General features: G+C 72.0%; 16 protein-coding genes. 4 read left to right on the forward strand and 12 right to left on the reverse strand.

From position 1 onward, the window contains the following. Window positions 1–357: 357 nt before the first annotated feature. The 3 genes from ACGF5T_RS31460 to ACGF5T_RS31470 all read right to left on the reverse strand — a co-directional run bounded on the left by ACGF5T_RS31460 (window position 358) and on the right by ACGF5T_RS31470 (window position 2,658). Window positions 358–1,263, reverse strand: coding sequence for an ADP-ribosylglycohydrolase family protein (locus ACGF5T_RS31460; protein WP_356611227.1), 906 nt, complete (start codon window positions 1,261–1,263; stop codon window positions 358–360). Window positions 1,264–1,275: 12 nt separating this feature from the next. Next, window positions 1,276–1,935, reverse strand: coding sequence for a histidine phosphatase family protein (locus ACGF5T_RS31465; protein ID WP_366769020.1), 660 nt, complete (start codon window positions 1,933–1,935; stop codon window positions 1,276–1,278). A gap of 117 nt (window positions 1,936–2,052) precedes the next feature. Then, window positions 2,053–2,658, reverse strand: a complete 606-nt coding sequence (locus tag ACGF5T_RS31470) for a YdbC family protein (RefSeq protein WP_361014786.1) — start codon at window positions 2,656–2,658, stop codon at window positions 2,053–2,055. Window positions 2,659–2,815: 157 nt separating this feature from the next. Here ACGF5T_RS31470 and ACGF5T_RS31475 point away from each other — a divergent pair, with 157 nt between their 5' ends. Then, window positions 2,816–3,349 carry a TerD family protein gene (locus ACGF5T_RS31475; protein ID WP_356611233.1) on the forward strand — a complete coding sequence of 178 codons (534 nt, stop codon included), beginning with the start codon at window positions 2,816–2,818 and terminating at the stop codon, window positions 3,347–3,349. 133 nt (window positions 3,350–3,482) lie between these two features. Here the strand turns inward: ACGF5T_RS31475 and ACGF5T_RS31480 are convergent, their stop codons facing one another. Together ACGF5T_RS31480 and nrdR are read right to left on the reverse strand one after the other, a co-directional pair. Further along, the gene (locus ACGF5T_RS31480; protein WP_356611235.1) at window positions 3,483–6,386 is read right to left on the reverse strand and encodes a vitamin B12-dependent ribonucleotide reductase; all 2,904 of its coding nucleotides are present in this window, start codon (window positions 6,384–6,386) and stop codon (window positions 3,483–3,485) included. Window positions 6,387–6,546: 160 nt separating this feature from the next. After that, window positions 6,547–7,098, reverse strand: coding sequence for a transcriptional regulator NrdR (gene nrdR / locus ACGF5T_RS31485; protein WP_366769021.1), 552 nt, complete (start codon window positions 7,096–7,098; stop codon window positions 6,547–6,549). Window positions 7,099–7,693: 595 nt separating this feature from the next. Here nrdR and lexA point away from each other — a divergent pair. Next, window positions 7,694–8,473: a transcriptional repressor LexA gene (gene lexA / locus ACGF5T_RS31490; RefSeq protein ID WP_356611239.1), complete on the forward strand. Its 780-nt coding sequence runs from the start codon at window positions 7,694–7,696 to the stop codon at window positions 8,471–8,473. Between the two features lie 313 nt (window positions 8,474–8,786). Here the strand turns inward: lexA and ACGF5T_RS31495 are convergent, their stop codons facing one another. From ACGF5T_RS31495 to ACGF5T_RS31510, 4 genes are all read right to left on the reverse strand, one after another. Continuing rightward, window positions 8,787–10,763 (reverse strand): ATP-dependent DNA helicase, encoded by a 1,977-nt coding sequence (locus ACGF5T_RS31495; protein WP_356611241.1) that lies wholly within the window; start codon window positions 10,761–10,763, stop codon window positions 8,787–8,789. 239 nt (window positions 10,764–11,002) lie between these two features. Continuing rightward, window positions 11,003–11,692, reverse strand: a complete 690-nt coding sequence (locus tag ACGF5T_RS31500; RefSeq protein WP_366769022.1) for a GNAT family N-acetyltransferase — start codon at window positions 11,690–11,692, stop codon at window positions 11,003–11,005. A 93-nt stretch (window positions 11,693–11,785) separates the two neighbouring features. Further along, entirely contained in the window at window positions 11,786–13,774 is a 1,989-nt protein-coding gene (locus tag ACGF5T_RS31505) for an IucA/IucC family protein (protein WP_392890030.1), read from the reverse strand. 289 nt (window positions 13,775–14,063) lie between these two features. Then, a complete protein-coding gene (locus ACGF5T_RS31510; protein ID WP_366768521.1) occupies window positions 14,064–15,257 on the reverse strand; it encodes an aminotransferase class III-fold pyridoxal phosphate-dependent enzyme in 1,194 nt (397 codons plus the stop codon). A gap of 506 nt (window positions 15,258–15,763) precedes the next feature. Here ACGF5T_RS31510 and ACGF5T_RS31515 point away from each other — a divergent pair. Further along, complete coding sequence (locus tag ACGF5T_RS31515) at window positions 15,764–16,999, forward strand: hypothetical protein (RefSeq protein ID WP_366768520.1); 1,236 nt, start codon at window positions 15,764–15,766, stop codon at window positions 16,997–16,999. A 159-nt stretch (window positions 17,000–17,158) separates the two neighbouring features. Further along, window positions 17,159–18,370, forward strand: coding sequence for a hypothetical protein (locus ACGF5T_RS31520; RefSeq protein WP_366768519.1), 1,212 nt, complete (start codon window positions 17,159–17,161; stop codon window positions 18,368–18,370). Window positions 18,371–18,435: 65 nt separating this feature from the next. Here the strand turns inward: ACGF5T_RS31520 and hflX are convergent, their stop codons facing one another. The 3 genes from hflX to ACGF5T_RS31535 form a co-directional block, all read right to left on the reverse strand. After that, entirely contained in the window at window positions 18,436–19,929 is a 1,494-nt protein-coding gene (hflX, locus tag ACGF5T_RS31525) for a GTPase HflX (RefSeq protein WP_366768518.1), read from the reverse strand. A gap of 146 nt (window positions 19,930–20,075) precedes the next feature. Further along, window positions 20,076–21,620 carry a M1 family metallopeptidase gene (locus ACGF5T_RS31530; protein WP_366768517.1) on the reverse strand — a complete coding sequence of 515 codons (1,545 nt, stop codon included), beginning with the start codon at window positions 21,618–21,620 and terminating at the stop codon, window positions 20,076–20,078. Window positions 21,621–22,033: 413 nt separating this feature from the next. Then, the gene (locus ACGF5T_RS31535) at window positions 22,034–24,226 is read right to left on the reverse strand and encodes an HD domain-containing protein (RefSeq protein ID WP_366768516.1); all 2,193 of its coding nucleotides are present in this window, start codon (window positions 24,224–24,226) and stop codon (window positions 22,034–22,036) included. Window positions 24,227–24,279: the final 53 nt, after the last annotated feature.

A 24,279-nucleotide genomic window follows, 5' to 3' on the forward strand; every position in this document is an offset into this window, starting at 1 on the left:
AGGGGAGCCGGCGGGCGTCACGGAGGCCCGCCGGCCCCCCTCGCGCCGACCCGGGGCCGACAGAGAGCCCGGGATCGGCCCGAGCAGCACCAGGGAAAACACCACGCCGACCAGCACGAACAGCGCGCCCACGCTCCACCCCCTCGTGACAGTCCCGCCGCCGGGCAGGGCCCGGACCCGCGCGGCAACATGTCACGACAACGCGCGGGCCGTCACTCGGAGTTCCCGCCGCACACGGAGAGTTTCGACCGCTACACGCGAAGAGCACCGAAAGCGGAGAGCGCTGAAAGCGAAGAGCACCGAAAGCGGAGAGTGCGAACCCCGGCCCGGCACGTCGGCCGACCGGGGCCGAGTCCGCTAGACGGACGCCGCCATCCACTCGGGCAGGGCCTCCACCCGCGCCGTCCACTCGACCGGCGGCGCTCCCGCCTTCTCGGCGGCGACCACTCCGCCCACGATGGCGCAGGTCGTGTCCACGTCCCCGCCGACCTGAGCGGTCGTCCAGAAAGCGCGCTCGTAGTCCCCGAGAGCGCGGGCGGCGGACCACAGGGCGAAGGGCACGGTGTCGTGGGCGGTCGTCCGCCTGCCACAGCCCAGCACGGCCGCGACCGTGGCCGCGTCGCCGTAGTCCAGCATGTCCCGGGCGCGTCGCAGTCCGGCGCCCACCGCGCTCTTGGGCACCAACGCGATCACCCCGTCGAGGAGCGCGTGCGGGGTCGGCGGACCGCCGGGGTCCGCGGCCAGGGCGGCGGCCGCGGCGACCGCCATGGCGCCCACCACCGCCTCGCGGTGCTGATGCGTGGGGTAGGCCGAGATCTCCGCCTGGTGGGTCGCCTGCTCCGGGTCGTCCGCGTACCAGGCGCCCAGCGGTGCGATGCGCATCGCGGCCCCGTTGCCCCAGGACCCCTGGCCGTTGAAGAGCGCGGCGGCGAGCTCGCGCCAGTCACCGCCCTCCCGGACCAGGCGCAGCAGCCGGTTGACCGCGGGCCCGTATCCGCGGTCGAAGTCGTGGTGGTGGGCGAAGGAGAGCGCCAGGGCGTCCTGGTCCGCACGACCGTGAGAGGCGAGGACGGAGACCACGGAGCAGGCCATCTCCGTGTCGTCCGTCCACTGCCAGGTGCCGGGAGGCAGCTCGCGCCGCTTCAGCAGCGGGTAGTTCTCGGGCACGAAGAACTGTGAGCCCAGCGCGTCCCCCACCGACAGTCCGCGCAGGCTGGACAGCGCCCGGTCCAGGCGCTCGTCAGGAGATGAATGAGCGGTCATCGCCCTGCCACTCTATCCGGTGATCCCGTACGGTTCCGGATCTCGCCAGCGTTCGAAGGGACGGTCGAGGGTGTACTTGCCGTCCGAGCCGAGAACGAGCATCCGGACCTCGCCGTTCCCGGGGTTCTTCAGCGACTCGAATTCCGCGACCGTCCAGTGGAACCACCGCATGCAGAACAGCCGCATCGCCAGACCGTGCGTCACCAGGAGCACGTTCGGCGGGTGGTCGGGGTCCTCGAAGCTGCGGAAAAGGCTTTCCAGGAACCCACCGACCCGGTCGTACACGTCGGCTCCGGACTCGCCCTGGGCGAAGCGGTAGAAGAAGGGGCCGTAGGCGTCCCGGTAGGCCTTCTGCAGACGCACGTCGTCGCGGTCCTGCCAGTTGCCCCAGTCCTGCTCGCGCAGCCGGGGCTCCTCCCGTATCCGTATGAGCTCGGGATCGAGGTGGAAGGCGCGCAGCGTCTCGTGCGTCCGGCGGTACGGGGAGACGTACACGCTGACCCGCTCCGGACCGAACACCTCGCGCAGCCTCTTGCCCGTCTCCTCCGCCTGGGCCCAGCCCTGCTCGGTGAGGGCGAGCGCGTGGTCGGGCTCCCGCTCGTACACGGAGTCGTCGGCATTGCCGATCGACTCTCCGTGCCGGACAAGAACGATGCGCCGTGGTCGTGCCATGTCAGAACCCTAGATCGAGACGGGCGGAACCAAGCACTCGAACGGGCCCCATACGGCGTACCTCACACAGTCCCCACATCACGGGCATCGCCCAGCGGCACCGGGCCGGGCCGGATCTCAGACCGTCCAGGACGGCTCCAGCTGCACGATGTCCCCGGTCAGCGCCGCGATGTCGGCCTCCGTCTGGGCGCGCAGGGCCAGACGCTCCACCCGCTCGGTGCGGTACTTCCCGTGCTCGGCGGCCGACCGCCACATGGACAGGACCAGGTACTCGTGCCCGGGCGCCTCGCCGAACAGCCCGCGGACCATGCCCGGCGAACCGGCCATCGCGGGATTCCACACCTTCTCCTGCATGAGGACGTAGTGCTCGGCCCGCTCCTCGTGCACGCGGCAGAGGGCCACCCGCAGCAGGTCGGCGTCGGTGAAGCGCGGCTCGAACCCCGTCTTCACGTCGAACCGGTAGTCGAAGAGCCTGACCTGCGCGTCCTTGAAGGTGCCCACCTGGGCCGAGGCGAGCCGGTCGTGGGAGCGGGCCATGAAGGAGTCGTAGAAGGCGCGGCTCTCCCAGAAGGCGAAGACGTGCGCCACGTCCTGCCGCCCCCGGCTCCAGCCGCCCCCTTGCCCCCGAAAACCCGGCTCTCCCGGAAGCCCCGCCCACTTCCGCTGCCCCCGCTCGAAACCGCGGCGGTCCACCACGGTGCAGCGAATCCACTTGACCAGCACCGCGCCATGGTAAGGCCAGGAGCGTGGCACCGGTCACTCTCGGGACGACCACTTGCCCGCACTGGCGTCGCTGTGCGTGGCAGGATGGACAACCGGCCGTCACCGCTCGGCAGTTGATGCAGCCGGGTGGGGCGGGGGACGTGGGAAGGGGAAGGCTGTGAACGGCCTCAGCAAGGGCGTGGGCAAGGTCGAGGTCGCGCTGCGGTGGGATCCGAGTCCGGCGGGGCAGCCACCCGCCGATCTGGACCTGGTCGCCGGGACGTACACGGTGGACGATCCGTACGGCGATCCGTCTTACGTGGTGCACTTCGACAGCCGCTCCCCCGACGGCACCATCTATCTCAACCGGGACAGCCAGGACGGCAAGGGCTTCGGCTTCGACGAGGTCATGACGCTGGAGCTGGGGCGGCTGGCCCCCCGGTACGCGCGCGTGGTGGTGGGCGTCGCCATACAGCAGCGCGCCGAGGACCGCTCCTTCGCCGACGTGTCCAGTCCGGGCCTGCGCATCAGGGAGGGGTACACCGACCTGGCCACGGACGACTTCAGCGGCGTTTCGGGCGCCACGGCGGCCACGGTCGCGGAGTTCGTGCGCGACGAGACGGGGGCGTGGGAGTTCCGGGCCGGCGTGCACGGCTTCGAGGGTGATCCCGCGGCTTTCACCGCCACCATGGGCGCGGCACGCCGGCCGTGACGACGCGGACGCGCGCGTGCCGACGCGCGCGGGCCGACGCGCGCGGGCCGACGCGTGGTTGCCGACGCATGAGTAAGGGGCGCCCGCCATTGCGGGCGCCCCTTACTCACGGGCTACTACGGGGAGCTACTCGTCAGCTGCAACCGCTGGTCGAGCCGCAGCCCTCGCAGATGTAGCAGGAACCGGCCCGCTGCATCTTCGTGCCGCAGGAGAAGCACAGCGGGGCGTCCGCCTGGATGCCCAGCTGCATCTCCACCAGCTCGGCGCTGGTGTGCGCCTGCTGCGGAGCGGGCTTGGCCGCCTCGACCTCGGCCTTCGGCGTGGCGACGGCCTTCAGTTCCTGGGCGCGCGGCGCCGACTGGGCCAGGCCCTCGACGTCCAGCTCGTCGTCGGACGGCTCGTACGAACCGGTCTCCAGGTGGCGCTGACGCTCCTCGGCGGAGTGGATGCCGAGCGCGGAGCGCGTCTCGAAGGGCAGGAAGTCCAGCGCCAGGCGGCGGAAGATGTAGTCGACGATCGACTGCGCCATCCGCACGTCCGGGTCGTCCGTCATGCCGGCCGGCTCGAAGCGCATGTTGGTGAACTTCGAGACGTACGTCTCCAGCGGCACGCCGTACTGGAGGCCGACGGAGACCGCGATGGAGAAGGCGTCCATCATGCCCGCGAGGGTCGAACCCTGCTTGGACATCTTGAGGAAGACCTCACCGAGACCGTCGTCCGGGTAGGAGTTGGCCGTCATGTAGCCCTCGGCACCGCCGACCGTGAAGGAGGTGGTGATGCCGGGACGACCCTTCGGGAGGCGCTTGCGGACGGGGCGGTACTCGACGACCTTCTCGACCGTCTCGCGGATGGTCGCCTCGGCCTTCTCGGTGACCGCCGTCTTCTCCGCCTCCTTGACCGACTTGGTCTTCGCGGAGAGGGGCTGGCCCACCTTGCAGTTGTCGCGGTAGATGGCGAGCGCCTTGACGCCCATCTTCCAGGCCTCGAAGTAGACCTCCTCGACGTCCTCCACGGTGGCCGACTCCGGCAGGTTCACCGTCTTGGAGAGGGCACCGGAGATCCACGGCTGGATCGCGGCCATCATGCGGACGTGGCCCATGGCGGAGATGGAGCGCTCGCCCATGGCGCAGTCGAACACCTCGTAGTGCTCGTGCGCGAGGCCGGGAGCGTCGATCACGTTGCCGTTCTCGGCGATGTGGGCGACGATCGCCTCGATCTGCTCCTCCTGGTAGCCCAGGCGGCGCAGGGCCTGCGGAACGGTGCCGTTGACGATCTGCATCGAGCCGCCGCCGACCAGCTTCTTGAACTTGACCAGGGCGAGGTCGGGCTCGAGGCCGGTGGTGTCGCAGGACATCGCCAGACCGATGGTGCCGGTCGGGGCGATGACGGACGCCTGCGCGTTACGGAAACCGTTCTTCTCGCCGAGGCGCAGCACGTCCTGCCAGGCCTCGGTGGCGGCGGCCCAGATCGGCGTGTCCAGGTCGTCCATGCGGACGGCCTTGGCGTTCTCGTCGGAGTGCTGCTTCATGACCCTGAGGTGCGGCTGCGCGTTGCGGGCGTAGCCGTCGTAGGGGCCGACGATCGCGGCGAGCTCCGCGGAGCGGCGGTACGACGTACCGGTCATCAGGGAGGTGATGGCACCGGCCAGGGCGCGGCCGCCGTCGGAGTCGTAGGCGTGGCCGGTCGCCATCAGCAGGGCGCCGAGGTTGGCGTAGCCGATGCCGAGCTGGCGGAAGGCGCGGGTGTTCTCGCCGATCTTCTGGGTCGGGAAGTCCGCGAAGCAGATGGAGATGTCCATCGCGGTGATGACGAGCTCCACGACCTTGGCGAAGCGCTCGGAGTCGAAGGACTGGTTGCCCTTGCCGTCGTCCTTGAGGAACTTCATCAGGTTCAGCGAGGCGAGGTTGCAGGACGTGTTGTCCAGGTGCATGTACTCGCTGCAGGGGTTCGAGCCGTTGATGCGGCCGGACTCCGGGCAGGTGTGCCAGTTGTTGATGGTGTCGTCGTACTGGATGCCCGGGTCGGCGCAGGCCCAGGCGGCCTCGGCCATCTTGCGGAAGAGCGCCTTGGCGTCGACCTCCTCGATGACCTCGCCGGTCATCCGGGACGTCAGGCCGAACTTGCCGCCGTCCTGGACGGCCTTCATGAACGTGTCGTTCACGCGGACCGAGTTGTTGGCGTTCTGGTACTGGACGGACGTGATGTCGTCGCCGCCCAGGTCCATGTCGAAGCCCGCGTCACGCAGGGCGCGGATCTTCTCCTCCTCCTTGACCTTGGTCTCGATGAAGCCCTCGATGTCGGGGTGGTCGACGTCGAGGATGACCATCTTGGCGGCCCGGCGCGTGGCGCCACCGGACTTGATCGTGCCGGCGGAGGCGTCGGCGCCGCGCATGAAGGAGACCGGGCCGGAGGCGTTGCCGCCCGAGGACAGCAGCTCCTTGGAGGAGCGGATCCGGGAGAGGTTCAGGCCGGCGCCCGAGCCCCCCTTGAAGATCATGCCCTCTTCCTTGTACCACTCGAGGATCGACTCCATGGAGTCGTCCACGGACAGGATGAAGCAGGCGGAGACCTGCTGCGGCTGGGGCGTGCCGACGTTGAACCAGACCGGACTGTTGAAGCTGAAGATCTGGTGCAGGAGGGCGTAGGCCAGCTCGTGCTCGAAGATCTCGGCGTCGGCGGGCGAGGCGAAGTACCTGTGGTCCTCACCGGCCTTCCGGTACGTCTTCACGATGCGGTCGATCAGCTGCTTGAGCCCGGTCTCGCGCTGCGGGGTGCCCACGGCGCCCCGGAAGTACTTGCTGGTGACGATGTTGACCGCGTTCACCGACCAGAAGTCGGGGAACTCGACGCCACGCTGCTCGAAGTTGACCGAGCCGTCGCGCCAGTTGGTCATGACGACGTCACGACGCTCCCAGGCCACCTCGTCGTAGGGGTGGACGCCGGGAGTGGTGTGGACGCGCTCGACCCGGAGGCCCTTGCCCGCCTTGGGGCCCTTGGCGCGGGAACTCCGTGCCGGACCGCTCGCCGTCTCTGTCATGCCGCCTCCCTGTACGGGCGAAAACGCCCTGAAGTGCCCCGATTGTTCCCGTGGCACGATGTTCTGTCTGGTGTTGCGGACGTCTCTCGCTCCGCCCGCAACAGGTCTTCGTCACTCGCCGCCGTGCGGCCGGGCCCGGGCACCGGGTCCGGCCCACCGGTCAGTCGGCGGCGCCTGCGGGCTCGGGGACCTGTGCCGCCCCCGTGGACCCGCGGTCGTTCTCCTGGCTCCCCGCGCCGGCCTCGTCGCCGTCCGGGCCGGGGGGCCTCGTCGCCTCCCTGAGCTCCGCGATCGCGGCCTCGAAGTCCTCGAGCGAGTCGAAAGCCCGATAGACGGAGGCGAACCGCAGATAGGCGACGAGGTCGAGTTCCTGCAACGGGCCGAGGATGGCCAGCCCCACGTCGTGGGTGGTCAGCTCGGCACTTCCGGTGGCCCGCACCGCCTCCTCGACCCGCTGGCCGAGCTGGGCGAGCGCGTCCTCGGTGACGGGGCGGCCCTGGCAGGCCTTGCGCACACCGTTGATGATCTTGGTGCGACTGAACGGTTCGGTGACCCCGGACCGCTTCACCACCATGAGCGAGCACGTCTCCACCGTCGTGAAGCGACGGGAGCAGTCAGGGCACTGGCGGCGGCGGCGGATCGACGTGCCGTCGTCCGTCGTACGACTGTCGACGACACGGCTGTCGGGGTGCCTGCAGAAGGGGCAGTGCATGAACTCCGAACCCTCCTCACAGCAGAATCAACAGCCTCGAAAGACCACTCAGGCCCCTCGAAGCAGCCCCCAGCATAGGCGATCGCAGCGGGCCCGAAGACCCGGGGGACCACAACTTGTGGGCCGCTGATGCAATCCAACCACTAGATATGGGGATTGGCTCTTACATTCACACCCTGCACGCGTGTCGCACCCGTGCGTACACGTGACACCTCTCGCGTACGGCCGCACGCGCCCGCGTCGGCACGCGCCGACGCGGGCGGGGACTCACCCGCACGGCCGTATCACCCCGGGGCATGCGGAGATACCGTGGGCGCCGCGAGGAGGGGGCGTGGCACTACCGCAGAGATGACGGGACCCGCCCGGTCGAACGGGATGCCGGATGGCAGACTGGAGCGACATCCCCGAGGTTGTCACCACGGCGGTGAAGAGTACAGCAATGAGCCCTTTTGTCCGTCGGGCACCACGGTAGCCATACACCCATACATGCGTTCCGGACGAGCGATTCGCCTTTTTTCACTCGAACGTGTGTTTGGCGCAACCTTTCGAAAGCTACTACCGTTGTGCAGCAGGGAGACCATCGAGAGGGGCCGACGTGACCACCACCGCCGACAGTGCCATCATCACTGCCCAGGACCGCCCCCAGGGCCGACCTGAGCCGGTGCACGCGATGAGCGACGCCACGAACCCAGAGGGGCACAAGCGCTCCTTGCCGGGCCGACCTCCCGGCATCCGGGCGGACAGCTCGGGGCTCACCGATCGGCAGCGCCGGGTGATCGAGGTCATCCGCGACTCCGTGCAGCGACGGGGGTACCCGCCGTCGATGCGGGAGATCGGTCAGGCCGTCGGCCTTTCCAGCACTTCCTCCGTCGCTCACCAGCTGATGGCGCTGGAGCGCAAGGGCTTCCTGCGCCGCGATCCGCACCGTCCGCGCGCCTACGAGGTGCGCGGCTCCGACCAGGCCTCCTCCGTCCAGCCCACGGACACCGCGGGCAAGCCGGCCGCGTCGTACGTGCCGCTCGTCGGGCGCATCGCCGCCGGTGGGCCGATCCTCGCCGAGGAGTCGGTCGAGGACGTCTTCCCCCTGCCCCGACAGCTGGTCGGTGACGGCGAGCTGTTCGTCCTGAAGGTCGTCGGCGACTCGATGATCGAGGCCGCCATCTGCGACGGCGACTGGGTCACGGTCCGCCGCCAGCCGGTCGCCGAGAACGGCGACATCGTGGCCGCGATGCTCGACGGCGAGGCGACCGTGAAGCGCTTCAAGCGCGAGGACGGCCACGTCTGGCTCCTCCCGCACAACGCGGCCTACGAGCCGATCCCCGGTGACGACGCGACCATCCTCGGCAAGGTGGTGGCCGTACTGCGCCGCGTCTGAGCGCCACGGCGGGCGGGCGCGCCGAGACGGCAGCGCCCCGCCGACCCGACCGGGCCCCGGAACCTCTGCGCCGGTTCCGGGGCCCAGCGCTGTCCGGGCGGGCCGTTGCACGGTATCGGGCGGTCGAGGCCCGTAACCGGCGACCGGCGTGCGGGCTCACGGCCCCGGCTGACGGGCATGGAGCCCCGCGGCCGCACCGAGTGGCGGATGGGGGGCCCAGGGCCCTACGGCCCCGGTGCGGGCCTGCGGTCGCGTCGGCCCTGGTGGCGGTGGCGGGCCGACGGCCCCCGGGGCCGGTGGCAGGCCCCCGCGGTCAGTCGCCTTCCGTCTGGCGGGCCGCCGCGTCGATCGCGGCGAGTGATCTGCGGACCTGATTGCGGTCCGTGGTGAACCAGAAGTCGGGCAGCGACGCCTTCAGATAGCTCCCGTACCGGGCCGTGGCCAGGCGCTGGTCCAGCACGGCGACCACCCCGCGGTCGCCCGACGCCCGTACGAGACGGCCCGCGCCCTGGGCCATCAGCAGCGCGGCGTGCGTGGCGGCGACCGCCATGAAGCCGTTGCCGCCCGCTTCCTCGACGGCCTTCTGGCGGGCGCTCATCAGGGGGTCGTCCGGCCGCGGGAACGGGATCTTGTCCATGACGACCAGCTGGCAGCTCGGTCCCGGGACGTCGACGCCCTGCCAGAGCGACAGCGTGCCGAAGAGGCAGGTCCGCGGATCGGCGGCGAAGTTCTTGATCAGTTCGCCGAGTGTCTCCTCGCCCTGGAGCAGGATCGGGAACTCCGGGATGCGGGAGCGCAGCTCCTCGGCGGCGAGCTGGGCCGCCCGCATCGAGGAGAACAACCCCAGCGTACGGCCGCCCGCCGCCTGGATCAGCTCCGTGAGCTCGTCGAGCATGTCGCCCCGGTCGCCGTCCCGCGCGGGGCGCGCCAGGTGCTTGGCGACGTACAGGATGCCCTGCTTCGGGTAGTCGAAGGGCGAGCCGACGTCGACACCCTTCCACTGCGGGAGGTCGTCGCCCTCGGTGCCCTCCGGGGCGAGGCCCAGCGAGGCTCCCACGCCGTTGAAGTCGCCTCCCAGTTTCAGGGTCGCGGAGGTCAGGACGACCGAGCGGTCCGTGAAGAGCTTCTCGCGCAGCAGACCGGAGACCGACATGGGGGCGACGCGCAGGGAGGCACCGAAGCGGTCGTGGCGCTCGTACCAGACGACGTCCCACTCGGAGCCGTTCGTGATCCGCTCCGCCACGTCGTGCACCGACTCCACGGAGGCCAGTGCCTGCTTGCGGATCGCGTCCTCGTCCTGCACGGACTTGTCGCGGGTCGCGCCGATCGCCGAGATGACCGTGCGGCAGGCGTCGCGCAGCGCCATCAGGGCGTAGCCGAGGTCCTCCGGGATCTCCTCCAAACGGCCCGGCAGCGCCAGCTCCATCAGCCGTTCGAAGCCCTCGGCGGCCGTCTGCAGCTGGTCGGCGGCCTTCTCGTTGACGAGCTTCGCGGCCCGCCGCACCGCGCGGTTGACCTGCCCGGGCGTGAGCTCACCGGTCGCCACCCCGGTGACCCGGGACACCAGCTCGTGCGCCTCGTCCACGATCAGCACCTCGTGCGGCGGCAGCACCGGGGCGCCCTCGATGGCGTCGATCGCCAACAGCGCGTGGTTGGTGACGACGACCTCGGACAGTTTGGCGCGCTCGCGGGCCATCTCGGCGAAGCACTCGGCGCCGTACGCGCACTTCGAGGCGCCCAGACACTCCCGGGAGGACACCGACACCTGGGACCACGCCCGGTCGGAGACACCGGGCGTGAGATCGTCCCGGTCGCCGGTCTCGGTCTCGTCCGCCCAGTCGCGCATGCGCAGCAGGTCCTGGCCCAGCTTGCTGGTGGGGGCGGCGGCCTCGAACTGGTCGAACAGGCCTTCCTCCTCGTCCTGCGGCATCCCCTCGTGGAGCCGGTGCAGGCACAGGTAGTTGGACCTGCCCTTGAGCATCGCGAACTCCGGGCGGCGGCGCAGCTGCGGGTGGAGCGCGTCGACCGTCCGCGGCAGGTCCCGCTCCACCAGCTGGCGCTGGAGGGCCAGGGTCGCGGTCGCCACGACGACCCGCTCCCCGTGCGCCAGCGCGGGCACCAGGTACCCGAGCGACTTGCCGGTGCCGGTGCCGGCCTGGACCAGCAGATGGGAGCCGCCGTCGATGGCTTCCTCGACGGCTTCGGCCATGGCCACCTGGCCGGGACGCTCCGTGCCGCCGACGGCGGTGACGGCGGCGTGCAGGAGTTCGGGGAGTGAGGGCTTCGTCATAGCGCGACCACCCTACGGCCCAGGACTGACAGACGGGTCGGCAAGGCGGACACGTGGGGCCGGCGGGGCCGTGGGTACAGCGGTGACACGGGGGCTCCTGGACGGCGGGGCCGATGGGCGAGACGGGTCGGCGAGGCCGATGGGCGAGGACGGGTCGGCGGGGCCGATGGGCGAGGACGGGTCGGCGGGGCCGATGGGGAAGGGGCGGTGCGGCGGGGCCGGGTTTGAGCGGCGGGGCGCTACGGCCGTGCACCGGAGGACCGTTCACGGATCATGAGGGCGGCACGCTTGGCGGGCAGGTCGACCTCGCTGGAGAACCGGTACCCGGCGCCGAGGAACGCGGCGACCGAGGGCGTGTTGCGGACGTCCGGTTCGGCGAGCACACGCGTGCAGGCGGGCCGCCTGGCGAGGACGAGGTCGGTGACGGCCCTCAGCAGCGTCGTACCGAGGCCCTGCCCGCGGTCGGCGGAGTCGCCGATCAGCAGGTGGAGGCCGGTGTCGTGCGGGCGGACGGGGCAGTACCGGGCCAGCGGGTCGAGGTCGGCCCGGTAGACCTCCCAGTAGCTCATCGGCACGCCCTCCAGGACGCCGACGCAGGGGACGCTGCGGCCGTCGCCCGCGAGCTGGGCCCGTACGTGGGCCTCGGTCACGCCCGGCGGGCCGGTCAGCTCCCAGAACGCGGCGACGGCGGGGTCGTTCATCCAGCGGGCGATCAGCGGGACGTCCTGTTCGACGTGGACGGGCACCAGCTGGAACTCGCCTTCGGGGGTGAGAGCCGGCCCCCAGTCGGCGACGCGGTCGAGCAGGTCCTCGCGGGTCGGCGCGTCCGCTTCCGCCCGGTCGCGGCGCTCCTGCCCGAGCAGGGCGACGAACTCCTCGGGCAGCTGGAGGTCCAGGGTGTCTTCGGTGCTCGCATCGGTGGAGGTCACGGTGTCGCTCCTTCTGCGGAGGAAGATCGGGGCAGGGTCGGCAGGGGGCTCGGTTTCCGAGTCGGAGGCCGAACGGCACGGGCGGCGGCCCGCTCATGCGTGCAGCGGGTTGGGGATGGTGACGTAGACGGACTGGGTGTCCACCGGGCCGGTCAGTTCGTCGAGGCCGTGCAGCCGGGTCAGCAGGTTGGCCTTGCACCGCAGGACGGACGAGTCGAGGAGATGCTCGGCCGGCGGGCAGCGCAGGGGGGCAGGGCCCGAGGCCAGGTCACGGAGGAAGCCCCGGAAGGCCGTCAGCAGAAGCCGTTCGTCGGCCAAGAGCTGGGAGCCGAGGGCTCCGATCAGGCCGAAGACGTTGTTGACGGCGAGGTAGTACGTGAGGCGCTCGTCGGTGACCTCGTCGGACACGAACGTGTCGCTGTGTTCGCCGATTCCGGGCAGGCGTGCGTCGAGTTCCGCGCGGCGGGACTCGCGGAAGTAGTAGCCCTGGTTGTCCCGGTAGCGGCCGCCGACGGGCCAGCCGCAGGAGTCCAGCAGGACGAGCGTGTTCTGCTGGTGCGCCTCCAGGGCGATACCGGCGTGGGAGTCCAGCCACAGGACGGGACGTACGACGTGCCGCAGGTAGCGCAGGAACCACTCGACGGTCACGGCTGCGCGCGGGCGGCCGGTCCGGACGGCGAGCCGGGTGAGGATCCCGGCCAGCCGGGAGCGCGGGACGCGGGCGGTGCGCCGGTCCGTGCCGTCCACCCGCCCGTACGGACGCGGCGCGACGAGGCCGGCGACGCAGGAGACGTCGTCCGAGGGCCGGAACGGGTTGTGCCGGATGACGACGTCGAGCCCGCGCACGGGTCCGCCGTCGGGTCCGTCGACGCCGAGCCAGGCCGGATCGCGGACGATGTCGAAGTCCGGGTGGACGGCCCGCCACTGGCGGGACAGGCCCTTGCGCAGCAGACGGTGGACCTCGACTCCGCGGTGGAGCTCCTTGCGGAGGTTCTCCCGGCGTGAGTTGGTGATGTGCAGGGCCAGCGAGAGTTTGAGCATGGCGGCGGCGCCGGGTCGGTGGACGGTCCGCAGGGAGGAGGTGGGGTGCCAGTCACCGCCCCCGACGCCGAGGTCCCTGAGCAGTCCCGCGTCCAGCAGGGCCGCGGTCTCCGGCCGATGCCGTACCGCGCGGAACTGCCAGGGGTGCAGGGGCAGTAGCGCGTAGCCGTCCGGCGGCACCGGACCGTCGCCGGCGAGGCGGGCGGTGAGCCCGGGCGCCGTGACCGGTCGGCCGCGCTCGGTCCAGGCCGAGTCGGCGGCGAGGACGGAGGGGGCGACGGCCATCCAGTGCAGGGGGAAGGAGCCGCGCAGTTCGGGTGAGTACCGGCGTGCCTCGGCCTCGGTGAGGCCCTCCCTGCTCTTCGGGGTGGGATGCAGCGGATGCCCGAGGAGGAGCGCCTGCTCGGCGGCGAGGAAGAGGTCGGAGCCGTCGGTGCCGGGGCGGTGGTGCTCGCGACTCACCCGGCGGTCGTCACGCTCGTCCCGGTCCTCATCCCGGCCCTCATCCCGGTCATCGCTGTCGCGGACGCCTTCGCACTCACGCTCACACTCAAGCTCGCGTTCGCGGAGGAACACGGCCGTACGGCGTACGGAGTCGGCGACGCGCGCCACGAGATCGGCTCCGTCGGTGCCCGGACCGCCGACCGCCTCCCGGACGAGCAGCGCGGCGAGCGTGACGGCGTCGACGGGGGGCGTGGGGGCGGGAGCGTCCGCCAGGCGGGGGAGGCCGAAGCGGTGGCAGCCTGTCGGCGACCAGTAGCGGACGGGAACGGTCAGGGAGGTTCCGCTGGCCGGCAGAGACACACGGAGGCTGCCGCTCCCGGGTGCGGCAGCGCCGGTCTCGCGTACCCAGCAGCGCAGCAGGTTCTCCACGGCCGCGGCCTGGGCCTCGGCCTGCGCCTCGGCGTAGAGGCCGAGGCCCAGGCCGAGGTCGGGAGCAGGGTCGTCCCGGGCATCGACCGGTGGCGGGGTCTCTGATGCCGCCGCCGGGTCGGCGTGGGACTCGGATGCCGCCGCCGAGGAGGGCACAGGAACAGGCACGCGATGGACGGCGGAGGCCTGACCTGGACGTACGGGGTCAGCGAGGGCCCGGCCGGAGACCACGGGGCCGGCGGACGCCTGCCGGGGAAGCACCGGACCGGCGGCAGGGTGCCCGGGAAGCACCGGACCACCGGTGGAGGCCGGCGCGGACCGGGCGAGGTGCGGGTCCGGAGCCGCAGCGGCAGCGGCGGCCGAGGGCGGTTCGGCGAGGTCGGCGGGCGCCCGTTCGGGCAGGGGGTTGGTGTGCAACGCGAGTCCTCAGGGCGAGCTGGAAGCTGGGCGGCGGAGTTCAGCGTGCGGCGCGCGCCGCGCCCGGTAAGGCGTGGTCGCCGCGACCGCGCTCGACGGCTTCCAGGGCGTCGGCGAGGCGCTCCAGAACCGCCGACGTCTGCTCCTCGGTGATGATCAGCGGCGGCAGCAGGCGTACGACGTTGCCGGCCGGGCCCGCGAGGCCGACGATCAACCCGCGACGCAGACACTCCCGTTGGACGGCGGCGGCGACCGTGGCGGCGGAGCCGAGCGCGTGACCCGCGCCACCCCTCCCGCCGCCCGCGACGTCCCGCGCGTTCCCCGTACCGTCGCCGGGCGTCTCGCGCGCGCCCTCGGCCGACGCCACCAGCTCGATCCCGATCATCAGCCCTCGCCCGCGCACCTCGCCGACGCACCGGAACTCCTGGGCCAGGCACCGCAGTCGGGCCAGCATCCGGGCCCCCAGCGTGGCGGCGTGTTCGGCGAGGCGGTGTTCGCGGACGTGGGCCAGGGTGGCCGCGCCCGCCGCCAGGGCGAGTTGGTTGCCGCGGAAGGTGCCGGCGTCGGACCCTCCGGTGTGCAGGTCGTCGGCGTACACCACCGCCGCCAGCGGCAGGCTGCCGCCGATCGCGTGGGAGAGGACCAGGACGTCGGGGGTGACGGCGCCGTGCTCGACCGCCCAGAAGGCACCGGTCCACCCGACGCCGGACTCGGTCTCGTCGGCGATCAGCGGGACGGACCCTTCGGCCGTGACGCGGCGCAGGTCCCTCATCCAGGCCTCCGGGGCGGGCAGCACACCGGCCGCGCCGCGGACCGGCTCGAAGATCACCCCGGCCGGCCGTCGCCCGGCGCCGGCGAGGCCCAGGAGGTCGGTGGTCTCGCCGTGGTCGGACTCGGTGAGGGTGACGATGCGGGTCCGTCCGGTGGCGGCACGGACCAGGGCCGCGGCGGTGGCGACCGGCTCGGCACCGGCCGGCCCGCAGAACCGCACGCGCGGGGGGTGGCCCGGCCCGGCCGGCAGGGTGCGCAGCAACTCGGTGACGAAGGCGTCCTCCACCGGAGTGGTGAGTCCCCCGGCCTGCAAGGGGGCCTCCGAGTCGAGGACCCCGCGGATCGCCTCCCGCACGACCGGGTGGTTGTGCCCCAGGGGCAGGGTCCCGGCGCCCGACACGCAGTCCAGGTAGCGGCGGCCGTCGGCGCCCTCGATGGTGAGCCCCCGGGCCCGGACCGGCACGAGCGGGAGGGCCCCGCGTACATGCGGGCCGAAGGCTCACGCGTCGGGCCGCTCCTGCGCGGAGAGGGGGCTCGCGCGGGAGCCTCTGCCGCCGGTCTCGCCGTGAGCGGTCCGGCGTTCCGGCCCCCGGACGCGGCTCCCCCGAGCTCGGCTCCCCCGAACGCAGCTCCCCCGTACGCGGATTCCGCCACGGCTCCCGACCTCCCGGCTGTCCGGAGACGCGCCACCGTGTCGGGGGGCCCACGGCACGAGGGACCGCGTCCGGACAGCAGGCCCCACCGCTACCAACCGCCGCCCGTCGGCCGGGTTACGGGTTGCCCGGAGATCCGTCGGGGACGCCGCCGGCCCGTCGGGTGTCTCCGGACGGGGCGCCCACCGCTGGGGGCGACAGGCCAGGTCAGACGGCTTGTATCCGAACCGTTGCCGTTCCGTCGGAACTCCCCCACAGCGAACCAATAGTGTGTGGTGCCGTTCCAGTGCAGTTCACAGCAGGGGGAGTCAACACCATGCGATCCATACGGCCGTCCTTCACCGGGCGCGGGCACAGGCGCGGGCGCGGGCGGCGCACCACCTCCCCCGTGCCGGTCACCGTGGCACTCGTCGCGGCGCTCGCCCTCACCGCCACGGCGTGTGATTCCGGTGACGCCGAGGCGGGCGGCGACGCCTCCGCCTCCGCGACCGCCGCGGACGGCGGCAACGGCGAGATCCGGATCCCGGAGCACATCAAGGACAAGCTCAGGGAACACGGGATCGACGTCGACGAGTGGAAGGACGGCGCCTGGAAGAACTGGAACAAGGACGACTGGCTGCGTGAGGCGCAGGACTTCGTCAACCCGATCATCGAGGACCTGTGGAACCCGGACCGGATGCGGGAGGCCGAGGAGCCGGACCAGCAGGTCGACGACAACGACCTCTCGGGTGACCAGGGCGTGACCGATCCGGAGCCGGTGCCGGTCGAGGCACAGGCCGTGCCGCCCAAGTACCACGACAGCGCCGCGACGGCCGGGAAGCTGCTCTTCGACTCTCCCGGGGGCTCGATGGTCTGCTCGGCGACCGTCGTGAAGGATCCGGCCAACCCCGGCAAGTCCAACCTGGTGTGGACGGCGGGCCACTGCGTGCACGCCGGCAAGAAGGGCGGCTGGTACCGCAACATCGCCTTCGTGCCGTCGTACAACGACGCCGGCAAGTCGAACGAGGAACTCCAGAAGGCCACCAAGGAAGAGGTCGCCCCGTACGGCGTCTGGTGGGGTGACTGGGCGCAGACCTCGGACCAGTGGATCGAGCAGGGCGGAGCGACGGGCGGCGACGGCGCCCCGCACGACTACGCCGTCATCCACGTGACGCCGGAGAAGGGCAGCGACGGCAAGTCCCTGGAGGAGACGGTCGGTTCGGCGCTCCCGGTGGACTTCGACGCGCCCGCCGTGCCGCAGGTCGAGAACATCAAGGCGATCGGCTACCCGGCCGCGCCGCCCTACGACGGCCAGAAGCTGTTCCAGTGCGAGGACAAGCCCGGGCGGCTGTCGATCAACGCCACCGACCCGACGATGTACCGCATCGGCTGCAGCATGACCGGAGGTTCGTCCGGCGGCGGTTGGATCGCGGCCGGTTCCGACGGCAAGCCCGCGCTGGTGTCCAACACCTCGATCGGCCCCGTGACGGCAGGCTGGCTGGCCGGTCCGCGGCTGGGCGAGGAGGCCAAGGGCGTGTTCGACGCGGTGAGCGGCAAGTTCGCCGGCCAGTGAGCACGCGCTGAGGCACGGCGCCGCATGTGGTGAGCGGTGGGGTGCGCAGGGCGAGCGCCCCGCACCGCACCGCACGTGCCCGCACACTCGTACGTCCGCACTCACAGGGCGCACTCGCACGTCCGCACTCACAGGTAAGTCAACGGGGGTCCTCTCACCATGCGTTCCACACCCGCGCCCGCCACGCCACGCCCTCGGCGGCGCACGGCACTCGCCGCCACCGGCCTCGTCGCCGCCCTGGCCCTCACCATGACCGCCTGCGGTGGTTCGGAGGGGGGCGAGGCCGACGCGGAGCCCGGCGGCGGCACCTCCCAGGCCGCCGGTACCGGCGCCGACGGTCAGGTGGAGGTCCCGGCCGGCCTCGCCGACCGGCTCGAGGAGCACGGCATCGACGTCGACCGGTGGAAGGACGGCGGCTGGAAGGACTGGGACAGGGACAAGTGGCTCAGTGAGGCCAAGGACTTCGTCAATCCGGTGATCGAAGGCCTGTGGCAGCCGGACCGGATGAAGTCCGCGAAGGAGGCCGACAAGACCATCGGCACCAAGGACGCCGCCGTCGACCAGGGCGCCACCGACCCGGAGCCGGCCCCCGTCGAGGCCGTGGCCGAGAAGACGCCGTACCACCGCAACGCCGCCCCGGTCGGCAAGGTCTTCTTCGACTCCCCCGAGGGTTCGATGGTCTGTTCCGGCACGGTCGTCAAGGACGTGAACCACCCGGGCAAGTCCAACCTGGTCTGGACGGCGGGCCACTGCGTGCACGCGGGGGGCAGCGGCGGCTGGTACCGCAACCTCGCCTTCGTGCCGTCGTACAACGATCTCGACAAAAGCGAGACGGAGCTGGCGGACGCGACGACCGGCGAGATGGCCCCGTACGGCACCTGGTGGGCCGACTGGGCGTCGACCTCGAACCAGTGGATCCAGGGCGGAGCGCAGGACGGCGGCGACGGAGCCGCGTACGACTACTCCGTGCTGCACGTGAAACCGGAGCAGGGCAGCAAGTCCCTGGAGGAGACGGTGGGCGCGGCGCTGGAGGTGGACTTCTCCGCCCCGTCCGCGACGGAGATCGCCAGCATGGGCGCCTGGGGCTACCCCGCCGCTCCGCCCTACAACGGCCTGACCATGTTCAAGTGCGTCGACCGGCCCGGCCGGCTGTCGCTCAGCCCGTCGCTGCCGACGATGTACCGCATCGGCTGCACCATGACCGGGGGCTCGTCCGGCGGCGGCTGGTTCCGGGTGGTGGACGGTGAGACCGTGCTGGTCTCGAACACCTCGATCGGGCCGCTGGAGAACACCTGGCTGGCGGGCCCGCAGCTGGGCCGGGAGGCGGAGGCGATGTACCAGAACATGAGCAGGACGTACGGCGGTCAGTGATCGGCACGTGCGAGGGCCCGCTCCCCCGGCGTGGGAAGCGGGCCCTCGTCCTTGCCGTGCGTGCCTCAGCCGAGGGGCGCCGGAGCGTACGGCGTCAGCTCCGCCGCCAGCTCCTCGTGCACCCGCACCTTGAGGAGGGTGCCCTCCGGGGTGTGCTCCTCGGACAGCACCTCGCCCTCGTCGTGGGCGCGGGCGACCAGACCACCCCGGGTGTACGGCACGAGCGCCTCGACCTCGACCGACGGACGCGGCAGCTCGTTGTCGACCAGGGCGAGCAGCTCGGCGATGCCCTGGCCGGTGCGGGCCGAGACGGCGATGGAGCGCTTCTCCACCCGCAGCAGCCGCTGGAGGACCACCGGGTCCGCCATGTCGGCCTTGTTGATCACGACGATCTCGGGCACGTCGGTGGCGCCGACGTCCCTGATCACCTCGCGCACGGCGGCCAGCTGCTCCTCCGGAGCCGGATGCGAACCGTCCACCACGTGCAGGATCAGGTCGGAGTCGCCGACCTCCTCCATCGTGGAGCGGAACGCCTCGACCAGGTGGTGCGGCAGGTGCCGGACGAAGCCGACGGTGTCCGCCAGCGTGTACAGCCGGCCGCTCGGCGTCTCGGCCCGGCGCACGGTCGGGTCGAGGGTCGCGAACAGCGCGTTCTCGACCAGCACGCCCGCTCCGGTGAGGCGGTTGAGCAGCGAGGACTTGCCCGCGTTGGTGTAGCCCGCGATGGCGACGGACGGCACCTTGTGGCGCTTGCGCTCCTGGCGCTTGATCTCGCGGCCGGTCTTCATCTCCGCGATCTCCCGGCGCATCTTCGCCATCTTCTCGCGGATGCGGCGCCGGTCCGTCTCGATCTTGGTCTCACCGGGGCCACGGGTGGCGAGGCCGCCGCCCTTGCCGCCGCCCATCTGACGGGACAGCGACTGACCCCAGCCGCGCAGCCTCGGCAGCATGTACTGCATCTGCGCGAGCGCCACCTGCGCCTTGCCCTCTCGGGACTTGGCGTGCTGGGCGAAGATGTCCAGGATCAGGGCCGTGCGGTCGATGACCTTGACCTTGACGACGTCCTCGAGGTGGATCAGCTGGCCCGGGCTCAGCTCACCGTCGCAGATGACGGTGTCCGCGCCCGTGTCGAGCACGACGTCCCGCAGCTCCTCGGCCTTGCCGGAGCCGATGTAGGTGGCGGCGTCGGGCTTGTCGCGGCGCTGGACGACACCGTCCAGCACGAGCGCACCCGCGGTCTCCGCGAGCGCGGCGAGCTCGGCGAGGGAGTTCTCGGCGTCCTGCACCGTGCCCGAGGTCCACACGCCGACGAGGACGACCCGTTCCAGACGGAGCTGGCGGTACTCGACCTCGGTGACGTCCTCGAGCTCTGTGGAGAGGCCCGCCACCCGGCGCAGGGCCGCGCGGTCGGCGCGGTCGAGCTGCTCGCCGTCCCACTCGGACGCGATGTCGTGGCTCCAGGCGACGTCCTCTTCCATCAGGGCATCGGCCCGAAGGCCCTCGGGATAGGTCTGCGCGAGACGCTTGGTGTCCTGGGAGGGGGAAGAAGAGGAGGTCATTGGATCCTTACGTAGCTGGGAAACGTGGCGTGCGGCACTGCTACCGCATCACTCTGCACAACGCACGAGCCATCGGGGAGATTCCCGCGGCCCGCACCGCGTCGCCGCGAAGATGGTCGCACGGCACGGGCCGTCTCGTCACCGGCTTATTCCCCGTGCGCCCCGGCCGCGACCGGTGCCGACGCCGGTGCCGACGCCGGCGCCTGGTCGGCCGCCGTGGGCTTCCAGTCCGGGTGGCCGGGCATCGGCGGGGTCTTCTGGCCGTACAGCCATGCCTGGAGGAAGGTGCCCAGGTCACGGCCGGAGACCTCGGAGGCGAGCCGGACGAAGTCGGCGGTCGTCGCGGTGCCGTCCCGGTGGCGGGCGACCCAGGTCCGTTCGAGGCGCTCGAAGGCGGCGCGGCCGATCTCCTGGCGCAGGGCGTAGAGCACGAGGGCCGCGCCGTCGTAGACGTTGGCCCGGAAGATACCGGTCTTGCTGCCGGAGGTGGGCGGTTTCGGGGCGGCCGGCGGTCCGCCCTTCGCGCGCCAGCGGTCGGAGGCACCGTAGGCGGCCTTCATGCGCGCCTCCATGGGCCTGTCGGCGGTCTCCTCCGCGTAGAGCGCCTCGTACCAGGTGGCGTGGCCCTCGTTGAGCCAGAGGTCGGACCAGGTGGCGGGGCCGACGCTGTTGCCGAACCACTGGTGGGCCAGCTCGTGCACCATGATCGACTCGACGTACCACTCGGGGTAGCCGGGCTCGGTGAACAGCTCCCGTTCGAAGAGGGAGAGCGTCTGGGTCTCCAGCTCGAATCCGGTGGTGGCGTCGGCCATGAGCAGGCCGTACGTCTCGAAGGGGTAGGGCCCGACCTGGTCCTCCATCCAGGTGATCTGGTCGGGGGTCTTCGCCAGCCACGGTTCGAGCGCCGCGCGGTGCCCGGTCGGCACGACGTCCCTCAGGGGCAGTCCGTGCGGGCCGGTGCGGCGCAGCACGGTGGAGCGGCCGATCGAGACCTGGGCCAGCTCGGTGGCCATGGGGTGGTCGTGCCGGTACGTCCAGGTGGTCGCTCCGCCGTCGCGCTCCACACCCGCCGGCAGGCCGTTCGCGACGGCCGTGAGTCCGTCGGGAGCGGTGACGCGGATGGTGAAGCGCGCCTTGTCGGAGGGGTGGTCGTTGCAGGGGAACACCAGGTGGGCGACGTCGGCCTGGTTGGCCATGGCGAGGCCGTCGGCGGTGCGCACCCAGCCGCCCTCGCGGTCCTCGGGGTAGACGGGGTCGCTGGTGTGCCGGACGGTGATGCGCGTCCAGTCGCCCTCGTCGAGCGCGTCCTCGGGCGTGACGACGAGGTCCTCGCCGGCCGTCGCGAACCCGGCGGGCTCACCGTCGACCTCGACGGAGTCGACCGTGCCGTGGGCGAAGTCGAGGTTGACCCGGTCCAGGTCGGCCGTGGTCAGGGCGTCGATGGTGGTGACGGCCTTGAGCGGCTCGCTGTTGCTGCCGGTGTAGGTGAAGGACAGGTCGTACGCCGCCACGTCGTAGCCGGGGTTGCCCAGGTGCGGGAAGAGGCGGTCGCCCACGCCGAGGGGGACCGGCGGGGCGCTCGCGGCGACCATGCAGACGGAGACGGCCGAGGCGAGCAGCGCGGCGAGCCTGAGCCGGCGGCGGGCCCGGCCACGGGGGCGCGGAGTCGAGGTGTGCGGGGTGTGCGGCATCCCTCACGGCTATCAACGCGCACGTGCGTCGCGGCGACGGCGCGCGCCCGGGACACCCGAACGTGTAGGTCCGGGCTGCCGCGACCGACCCGGTGCGGCCCGGCTCTTCCGGCTCGGCCTTTCGCGACCCGGATCGCTGCGGCTCACCTTCCGACGACTCGGCCCGGTGCGGCCCGGCTCTCCACGGCTCGGCGGCCCGGATCGGTGCGGCTCACCTTCCGACGACCGGCCCGGTGCGGCCCGGCTCTCCACGGCTCGGCGGCCCGGATCGGTGCGGCTCACCTTCCGACGACCGGCCCGGTGCGGCCCGACCCGTGTGGCCCGGCCTGTTGACGACTCGGCCCGGTGCGGCCCGTGCGGCTCGGCGCCCCCGCCGCCCGGCCTTCTCACGACTCGGTCCGGCCCGGTGCGGCTCAGACGCCCGTGGTCTGCGGCTGGGCCCGGCTCACGTCGTAGACGCCGGCCACGTCGCGCATGGCGCGCATGAGGGCGGGCAGCCTGGCCGCGTCCGGGAGCAGGACGGTGTAGCTGTGGCGTACCCGCTGCCGGTCGGGCGGCTCGACGGTCGCGGAGACGATCTCGGCGCCTTCGAGGGCCATGGCCTCGGTGAGGTCGGCGAGGAGGTGCGGGCGGCCGAACGATTCGGCGAGCAGGGTGACCCGGCACTGGGTGCTCTCTCCCCAGCGCACGCCCACCTCCGGGCGCCCCGCGCTCGTCATCCGCGTCACCACGGCGCACTCCGCGCGGTGCACGGTCACCACTCCCCCGCGCACGGCGAAGCCGGTGATCTCGTCGGGCGGCACGGGGGTGCAGCAGCCGGCCAGCCGTACGGTCGTCCCCGGCAGGTCCACCAGGACGTCGGCGGACGCGGGGCGGGTGGCCGGACCGTCGGCCGCGGGGCGCGGGGCGGGCGCGTCGCCGGAAAGGGAGCCCTCGGGGTTCTCGGAGCCCTCGGAGCTCTCGGAGGTCCGCTCCACTTCGGCGGCCGGCTCCGGGTGGGAGGCGAGTCGGCGTTGGATGGCGATCCGCGCGGCGGGCGTGTGGGCGTGCTCCAGCCACTCCCTGGAAGGTTGCGAGGCCGGGTCCTGGCCCATCAGGAGCTGCACGGTGTCGCCGTCCCGGAGCACCGTGCTCATCGTCGCCAGACGGCCGTTGACCCGGGCGCCCATGGAGGCGTGCGCGTCCTCTCCGTACTGGGCGTACGCGGCGTCGACGCAGGTCGCGCCCTCGGGGAGGCCCAGGGCCCGGCCGTCGGGGCGGAAGACGGTGATCTCGCGGTCCTGGGCGAGGTCCTCGCGGAGGGTGGACCAGAAGGTGTCGGGGTCGGGGGCGCCCCGCTGCCAGTCGAGCAGCCGCGACAACCAGCCGGGCCGGGTCGGGTCGATCCGCTCGCCGTCGCCGGTGGTCTGCTCCTCCGGCGGCTGGGCGTAGGGGTTGCCGAGGGCGACGACGCCGGCCTCCGCGACCTTGTGCATCTGGTGGGTGCGGATGAGGACTTCGACGACCTGTCCGTCGTGCGCACGGGCCACCGCGGTGTGCAGCGACTGGTACAGGTTGAACTTGGGGACGGCGATGAAGTCCTTGAACTCCGAGACGACGGGCGTCATACAGGTGTGCAGCTCGCCGAGGACCGCGTAGCAGTCGGCGTCCTCCTGCACGAGGACCAGGAGACGGCCGAAGTCGGCGCCGCCCAGCGGACCGCGTTTGCGGGAGACGCGGTGGACGGAGACGAAGTGGCGGGGCCGGATGAGGACTTCGGCGGTGATGTCGGCCTCGCGCAGCACCTTGCGCACCTCGTCGGCGACCGCCGCCAGGGGATCGTCCGCGCGGGCGGCGTTCTCGTCGACCAGTTTCCGCGTGTGCTCGTACTCCTCGGGGTGCATGACCGCGAAGACGAGGTCCTCCAGTTCGGACTTGAGCGCCTGGACGCCGAGCCGCTCGGCGAGCGGGATGAGCACGTCCCGGGTGACCTTGGCGATGCGCTCCTGCTTCTCGCGGCGCATGACGCCGAGGGTGCGCATGTTGTGCAGCCGGTCGGCGAGTTTGATCGACATCACGCGGACGTCGTTGCCGGTGGCGAGGAGCATCTTGCGGAAGGTCTCGGGCTCGGCGGCGGCGCCGTAGTCGACCTTCTCCAGCTTGGTGACGCCGTCGACGAGATAGCGGACCTCGGCGCCGAACTCCTCGCCCACCTGGTCGAGGGTCACCTCGGTGTCCTCGACCGTGTCGTGGAGGAGGGAGGCGGTCAACGTGGTGGTCTCCGCACCCAGTTCCGCGAGGATCAGGGTCACGGCGAGGGGGTGCGTGATGTAGGGCTCGCCGCTCTTGCGCATCTGGCCGCGGTGCGAGGACTCGGCCAGGACGTAGGCGCGACGGAGCGGGTCCAGGTCGGCGTCGGGGTGGTGGGCGCGGTGGGCCTCGACGACGTGGCCGATGGCGTCGGGCAGCCGGCCACGGGCGGTGGAGCCGAGCAGTGCGGCACGACCCAGGCGGCGCAGGTCGATCCGGGGGCGGGACTTCCGGCGGGGCGCGGACGGCGCGACGCCGCCGGCGACCGCGGGCGTCATCGGGCCTGGGCTCGCTGGATTCACGGCCTCCGCATTCATGGGCACCTCCGGCTGCGCGGACCGGCGGACGGGGTATCCCAGGGCGGACACGG

Origin of the sequence: Streptomyces sp. NPDC047853, assembly GCF_043204535.1 — a bacterium.
Classification (GTDB): domain Bacteria; phylum Actinomycetota; class Actinomycetes; order Streptomycetales; family Streptomycetaceae; genus Streptomyces.